Source organism: Agrobacterium sp. NPDC058088 (genome assembly GCF_042885035.1).
Lineage (GTDB): Bacteria > Pseudomonadota > Alphaproteobacteria > Rhizobiales > Rhizobiaceae > Agrobacterium.
Map to the genome: position 1 here is coordinate 176,524 of NZ_JBHVSU010000011.1, position 6,369 is coordinate 182,892.

Below are 6,369 nucleotides of genomic sequence, written 5' to 3' on the forward strand. Positions count from 1 at the left end.
GCCGGGAAAATCCTCGGCGGCTTTTTCTTGATCTGGTGTAACCCTTACTGGATCACGACGACCTTGGTGCTGCGGCCGGGGCGGACGCGGCTATAGAGATCGATCACATCCTGATTGATCATGCGGATGCAGCCGGAAGAGGCGGCGGTGCCGATCGAGGCCCACTCGGGCGAGCCGTGGATGCGGAACAGCGTATCCTGTCCCTTATCGTTGAAGAGATACATGGCGCGTGCGCCGAGCGGGTTGGAAAGGCCCGGGCCCATGCCGGCCTCGACATACTTTGCCACTTCCGGCTTGCGGTCTGCCATTTCCTTCGGCGGATGCCACATCGGCCATTCCTGCTTCCAGGCGACATAGGCTTCACCGGCCCAGGCAAAACCCGCCTTGCCGACGCCGATGCCGTAGCGAACCGCACGGTTGCCGGATAGGATATAATAAAGGAAACGATCGCGCGTATTGACGATAATCGTGCCGGGACGCTCGGATGTCTGGAACTCGACGATCTGGCGACGGTACTTCTCATTCACGCGATTGATCGGAATGGCCGGCAGCGCATAACCCGCATCGGTCACGGGACCGTAGACATCGTTGAAAATCTGAACCGTTTCGACCTTCGCCGGAACGGGATCAGCAACAGGTACAGATGCGGCGATCTTGCCGGATGTAGGAGCGGAGGATTGGGAGGTAGTTTCGGCGCAGCCGGCCAGAGCCAGTGCTGCCGTCAGACCGAGTAGGGTCAATGGGGTGCGGATGCGCATGTCGTTCTCGCGGAAAATTCGCCAAATTGTGCGAAGGAGTAGGCTTAATTGGATAAATCGGTTATTTTCCATTCAGCCGCACTTGGCAAGCCATTGTGCAGCCGCGAAACGGCAGCGCATTTAAAATTGCCGGTTGATTGCCTTTTTTGCAACAATAGGCCAAACGCCCCAGCAGCCTTTATCCATGACTATTCTTTCCGTTACCAACAATAATCCGTTAATCGATGGCCGTCAGTCAGACAAAGCGATGCTGGTGCGTCGCGGCGTCCAGGTGCTGTTGCATGAGATGCGCCATTCCGTCTTGCCGGAGCTGCCGCTTGCGAGCGGGAGAAGAGCTGATCTCATTAGCCTGTCAGCCAAGGGCGAAATCTGGATCATCGAAATCAAATCCTCGATCGAGGATTTCCGTGTCGATCGCAAATGGCCAGATTATCGCCTGCATTGCGACCGGCTGTTCTTCGCCACCCATCCGGAAGTCCCGACAGACATATTCCCCGAGGAATGTGGGCTGATCCTGTCGGATGGCTATGGTGCCCACATGCTGCGCGATGCGCCGGAGCACAAATTGCCGCCGGCGACCCGCAAGTCGGTGATGCTGGATTTTTCGAGAACCGCCGCAACTCGGCTGATGTTGGCCGAATGGACCACCGGGCGCAGCTTCGGGGAATAGCGGCCGGTTCCAGCGCATTGTCGGGATGTAAAACCGCTTCGCAGTTTTACTGGAAATGCTTTATTTCGGTGCGCGTTTCGCAAGAATGCGTTGCAAGGTGCGCCGGTGCATGTTGAGCCGGCGCGCCGTTTCCGAGACATTGCGCTCGCACATTTCATAGACCCGCTGAATATGCTCCCAGCGCACGCGGTCTGCCGACATCGGGTTTTCGGGAACCTCGGTCTTTTCACCCTTGCGCTGTGTCAGCGCATTAAAGACATCGTCCGCATCGGCGGGTTTGGCGAGATAGTCCAGCGCGCCGAGCTTAACGGCAGTCACGGCGGTGGCGATATTGCCGTAGCCGGTCAGAACGACGATCTGTGTGTCGTCCCGGTTCTGCCTGATGGCTTCGATCACCTCCAGCCCGTTGCCGTCGGCAAGTCTGAGATCGACGACCGCATATTTTGGTGGCGCGGCCTTGGAGCGGGCAATGCCTTCACTCACCGTCTCGGCAGTATCAACGGCAAAGCCGCGCGTTTCCATCGCCCGGGCAAGCCGACGCAGAAACGGGCCGTCATCATCGACGATCAGCAGGGATCTGTCGGGTCCAATCGGATCGATATCGTCCACCGGTTCGCTGGTGGATGGGGTCTGGTCTTCTGTCTTCATGTTTCCGGCCTTCCGGCAACTTCGTCGGCTTGCTTTTCTTTTTCTTATCGCCGCTTCAACGTGGATGGTAAAGTCAACGGCTTCTTTTATCGTCCATCAGCGCTCGAGGCCAGACGATTGTGACCCGCGCCCCGCTTTCGCTTGAGGATCGATTTTCAAAGGTCACCGCCGCACCGGAACGCTCCAGCAAGGTCTTGGCGATGAAAAGCCCAAGGCCGAGCCCGCCGGCGCGCGTGTCATTGTGACGTTCGGTCACATAGGGCTCGCCGATACGGGCAAGCACGTCATGGGCATAACCCGGCCCGTCATCCTCTATGGTGACAGCCACGTTCTGTTGATCGTGATCCACCGTCACCGTCACCTTCTCGCGCGCATAGTCCACGGCATTTTCAATGAGGTTGCCCAGCCCGTAGATAATACCGGCGTTGCGGATACCGATAGGTTCCTCCGCACGGTTGGTCTTTTCCACCAGCTCCAGGCGAATACCAAACTCCCGGTGCGGCGCCATCACCTCCTCAATCAGCGAGGAAAGCGGCAAGCGGCGCATATGCTCCTCATTGTCGGTGGAAAGCGACGTGAGCCGGCGCAGGATGTCGCGGCATCGTTCGCTCTGGCTGCGCAGCAGCGCTATGTCTTCGCCGTATTTGTCGTCATGCCCCAGTTCCCGCTCCATTTCCTTGGCAACGACGCTGATTGTCGCAAGTGGCGTACCCAGCTCATGCGCCGCAGCGGCCGCCAGCCCGTCGAGCTGGGAAAGGTGCTTTTCTCGCTCCAGCACCAGTTCCGTTGCCGCCAGCGCATCAGCCAGCTGATTGGCCTCATGCGAAACGCGATAGGCGTAAAAGGCCGCGAAAGAGGTGGTGGCGATGATCGCAACCCAGGTGCCGACGTGCAGCAGAAGCTGGATCGGCAAAACCTCGTCGGGGTACCAGGGAACAGGAAAGGGCGAAAAGGCGATCGCCGTCGAGCAGATCACGGCAAAGCCGAGCAGGATGAGCGAGTGGCGAAGTGGCTGGGAGGCAAAGGCGATGATGACCTGCACGCAGATCAGCGGTGCGAAGGGATTGGAAAGCCCGCCGGTAATATAGATCAGCGCCGTCAGCTGCAGCAGGTCGAAGGCGAGAAGCAACGTCGCTTCCCAGGGCTCCAGACGATAGGTGGAGGGAAAACGGGCGGTGAGAAACAGATTGGCAAGCGCCAGCGCCGCGATGAGGAGACCGCAGGCGAGAAGCGGCAGGGGGAAATTCAGCCCGAAAGCGACAAACAGGATCGTTGCCGTCTGTCCCGCCACCGCCAGCCAGCGCAGCCAGATGATGGTCTGCAACCTTATCCTGCGGCTGGCGCGGCCAAGCCTCGTGGTTTCGATCGGATGGCTGGCCACCGTCTTCTCCTTTACCCTTTTCATCATCGTCACGTCCCACGCGGTTTCGCGCGGCTGGTCGGCAGGGCCGAGGCTGGATCCTCCGGCCAGGGATGGCGTGGATACCGCCCACGCATATCCGCCCGCACATCCTTCCACGACCCTGCCCAGAAACCGGGAAGATCGCGCGTCGTCTGTATCGGCCTGTGCGCCGGCGAGGTCAATTCCAAGAGCAGCGGCAAACGTCCCTGCGCAATGGACGGGTGGGCCTTCAGGCCGAAAAGCTCCTGTACGCGAATGGAGAGCGTCGGCTCGATGGCATCGTAACGGATGGGGTGCCTTTGGCCCGTCGGCGCTTCGAAATGTGTCGGCGCCAGCCGACCGAGATTACGCGCCACCTCATGCGGTACCAGCGAGAGGATTCCCTCGGAGAGGCTGCCGTGCCGGATTTCCTGCAGGCTGCGGGCGCCGCTCTGGAAGGGAACGAACCATTCCGTGAGCCGTGAAAGCAGCGCCGCATCGCTGACATCAGGCCAGGGTTCGCCAATGCTGGCATTCAGAAAGCCGATCCTGTCTCGCAGCTGCAGCGTTTCTTTCGAAAATGGAAGGATGCCGAGGCCGAATTCTTTGACGCCATTGGCAAGCGCCTGTGCTGCCTGTTCGCCGTCGGGTCGGGGCAGGGGTGTCTCGTCGAGAATGATTGCACCCAGACGCGTCACTTTTCGCGCCCGTGCCTGACCGCTCGCATTGTCGAACAACAACTGTTCCTGCTGAACGATAAGATGCGGCATCTGCTCTTCTATATTCACCCTTTCGATGGCCGCTGCTGCAAGAACGCGCGGCTGCGCCGCTCGTCCGATAATATCGGCCACGACAAGCATTTTGCTCGCCGCCAGCCGCTCGGTCTCGGGCAGCTCCGCCCCCCGCCCATTGGCCATCACGTAACGGCCCCTCGCGCCACGTTGAAGCGCAATCCTGTCCGGGTAGGCATGCAGCAGCAGTGGGCCGGCCTCGCTCGGCGCTTCGGCCGCTGGAGTCTTGGCGTCGATCGCATCGAGCAGCCTCGATGCCAGCTTGCGCGCCGCCTGCGCCCTCTCACTCCTGTCGGAAAGAAAGCGCCGCAGCCGTTCATCGAGATCGACATCGTTGCCGCCCAGCCCCTGTTCCGTCAGCATGACGGCGAGCATTGCCGCTTTTTTCCCGGCACCCTCGCTCGCCGAGGCAATCACCATGGCTGCAAGCCGCGGCGGCAGTGAAAGGCCGCGCATCAGGTGGCCCTGTCGCGTCAGCCCGCCGCCGTCATCGAGGGCGCCGAGGCTTTTGAGAAGTGCCACCGATTCCTTCAGTGCGGCTTCGGGGGGCGCATCGAGAAATGCGAGCATGGAAGGATCGTGAACGCCCCAGTGGGCGAGATCGAGGGCGAGACCGGAAAGATCACTCGCCAGGATCTGCGGTGGCGTAAAGGCGCTGAGCGCAGCCGTCTGCCCCTGATGCCACAGCCGGATCGCAACGCCGGGTTCGGTTCGCCCGGCGCGGCCGGCCCTCTGGTCAGCGGAAGCCCGTGACACCCGCACGGTCTCCAGCCTGGTGATTCCGGTCGCCGGTTCAAAGACCGGCAAGCGCTGCAGCCCGCTGTCGATCACCACCCGCACGCCATCGATGGTAATGGATGTCTCGGCAATCGAGGTGGCAAGCACGATCTTGCGCCGTCCGGCCGGTGCCGGCCTGATCGCCGCATCCTGCTCCTTCTGCGACAGGTTGCCATAAAGCGGGATAATGTCCGTGTCGTTAGAGAAACGACCCTCCAGCCGCAAGGCTGCGCGGGTGATTTCCGCCTGTCCGGGCAGGAAAGCCAGAATCGAACCCGTCTCGGATGCGTGGGCTTCGGTAATCGCCTTGGCGACTTTCTCATCGACCTGGACGCCCTGCCACCGATCTTCATATCTGATATCGATCGGAAATGTCCGGCCAAGGCTCTGAATGACTGGCGCGTCGTCCATCAGCGCGCTGATACGGTCCACATCGAGCGTGGCGGACATCACGAGAATACGCAGATCTTCGCGCAATCCTGCCTGTACGTCGAGCGCCAGCGCCAGTCCGAAGTCGCCGTCGAGCGAACGCTCATGAAATTCATCAAAAATCACCGTGGAAATGCCGGCCAGTTCGGGGTCGTCAAGAACCATCCTGGCAAATACGCCTTCGGTAACCACCTCTATCTTCGTTTTTGAGGAAATGCGGGTGTCTAGCCGCATGCGATAACCGACGGTTTCCCCGACATCCTCATGAAGCAGCTCGGCCATGCGCCCAGCCGCCGCCCGGGCAGCGAGCCGGCGTGGCTCAAGAAGAATGATCTTGCCGCCGGCCCGCCAGCCCTCGCGTAGAAGATGAAGCGGCACGAGCGTAGTCTTGCCCGCCCCCGGTGGAGCCGCAAGAACTGCGCGTTTCCTTGTGGCCAGCGCCTCGGCGATATCCTCCAGTACGACGCTGACGGGAAGTTCGGGCAGTTGGGTCTTTATGGCGACGGGCGTTCTGGTCATGCAAAGGGCCTGCGGCGATCTGGTGATGTTAAGCGTCTTATATGCCGTTTCTAGTGCACTGCCCCGCGCTTTGACAGCCATATGTAAAGGCCGGGCAATTGGTCTGCCGGCAATTCGCGGCTCCTTTAGATCATTTACAGCGAGGCATGACAGGGGAGGGTGATCTGGTGTGCGGCAAATCGGGTCAGGAATCCGGCCCTTTTGGCGTTTCCGGTCTATCTCTTCAAAACTATCGTTAAATACCAATAACTTACGAAAAATGTCAGTTTTTTGACGGGAGGTGTGTTGACTTGTTTGGTGTGGTTCTCTTATAAGTCCGCTCACTGAACGAGGGCGGCGGCGCTGCTGGCGACGAAGTCTTTCGTTCTAAATAAATCAAGATGATGAGCTGATTGC

At 60.1% G+C, this 6,369-nt stretch carries 5 protein-coding genes; 1 reads left to right on the plus strand and 4 read right to left on the minus strand.

The features are described from left to right. Window positions 1-44: 44 nt before the first annotated feature. The gene (locus ACFVTJ_RS22515) at window positions 45-758 is read right to left on the minus strand and encodes a L,D-transpeptidase (protein WP_386910790.1); all 714 of its coding nucleotides are present in this window, start codon (window positions 756-758) and stop codon (window positions 45-47) included. Between the two features lie 184 nt (window positions 759-942). Here ACFVTJ_RS22515 and ACFVTJ_RS22520 point away from each other — a divergent pair, with 184 nt between their 5' ends. Further along, window positions 943-1,428: an MmcB family DNA repair protein gene (locus tag ACFVTJ_RS22520; RefSeq protein ID WP_080827534.1), complete on the plus strand. Its 486-nt coding sequence runs from the start codon at window positions 943-945 to the stop codon at window positions 1,426-1,428. A 60-nt stretch (window positions 1,429-1,488) separates the two neighbouring features. Here ACFVTJ_RS22520 and ACFVTJ_RS22525 read toward each other — a convergent pair whose 3' ends face one another. The 3 genes from ACFVTJ_RS22525 to hrpB all read right to left on the minus strand — a co-directional run bounded on the left by ACFVTJ_RS22525 (window position 1,489) and on the right by hrpB (window position 5,973). After that, the gene (locus ACFVTJ_RS22525; RefSeq protein ID WP_386910791.1) at window positions 1,489-2,076 is read right to left on the minus strand and encodes an ActR/PrrA/RegA family redox response regulator transcription factor; all 588 of its coding nucleotides are present in this window, start codon (window positions 2,074-2,076) and stop codon (window positions 1,489-1,491) included. Between the two features lie 73 nt (window positions 2,077-2,149). Then, the gene (gene actS, locus ACFVTJ_RS22530; RefSeq protein WP_386910800.1) at window positions 2,150-3,457 is read right to left on the minus strand and encodes a two-component system sensor histidine kinase ActS; all 1,308 of its coding nucleotides are present in this window, start codon (window positions 3,455-3,457) and stop codon (window positions 2,150-2,152) included. Between the two features lie 29 nt (window positions 3,458-3,486). Beyond that, window positions 3,487-5,973: an ATP-dependent helicase HrpB gene (gene hrpB, locus ACFVTJ_RS22535; protein ID WP_386910792.1), complete on the minus strand. Its 2,487-nt coding sequence runs from the start codon at window positions 5,971-5,973 to the stop codon at window positions 3,487-3,489. Between the last annotated feature and the right edge of the window lie 396 nt (window positions 5,974-6,369).

Excerpts from the sequence above, each read along its gene's own strand:
- ACFVTJ_RS22515 (WP_386910790.1), bottom strand. The coding sequence starts at position 758 with ATGCGCATCCGCACCCCATTGACCCTACTCGGTCTGACGGCAGCACTG.
- ACFVTJ_RS22520 (WP_080827534.1), top strand. The coding sequence starts at position 943 with ATGACTATTCTTTCCGTTACCAACAATAATCCGTTAATCGATGGCCGT.
- ACFVTJ_RS22525 (WP_386910791.1), bottom strand. The coding sequence starts at position 2,076 with ATGAAGACAGAAGACCAGACCCCATCCACCAGCGAACCGGTGGACGAT.
- hrpB (WP_386910792.1), bottom strand. The coding sequence starts at position 5,973 with ATGACCAGAACGCCCGTCGCCATAAAGACCCAACTGCCCGAACTTCCC.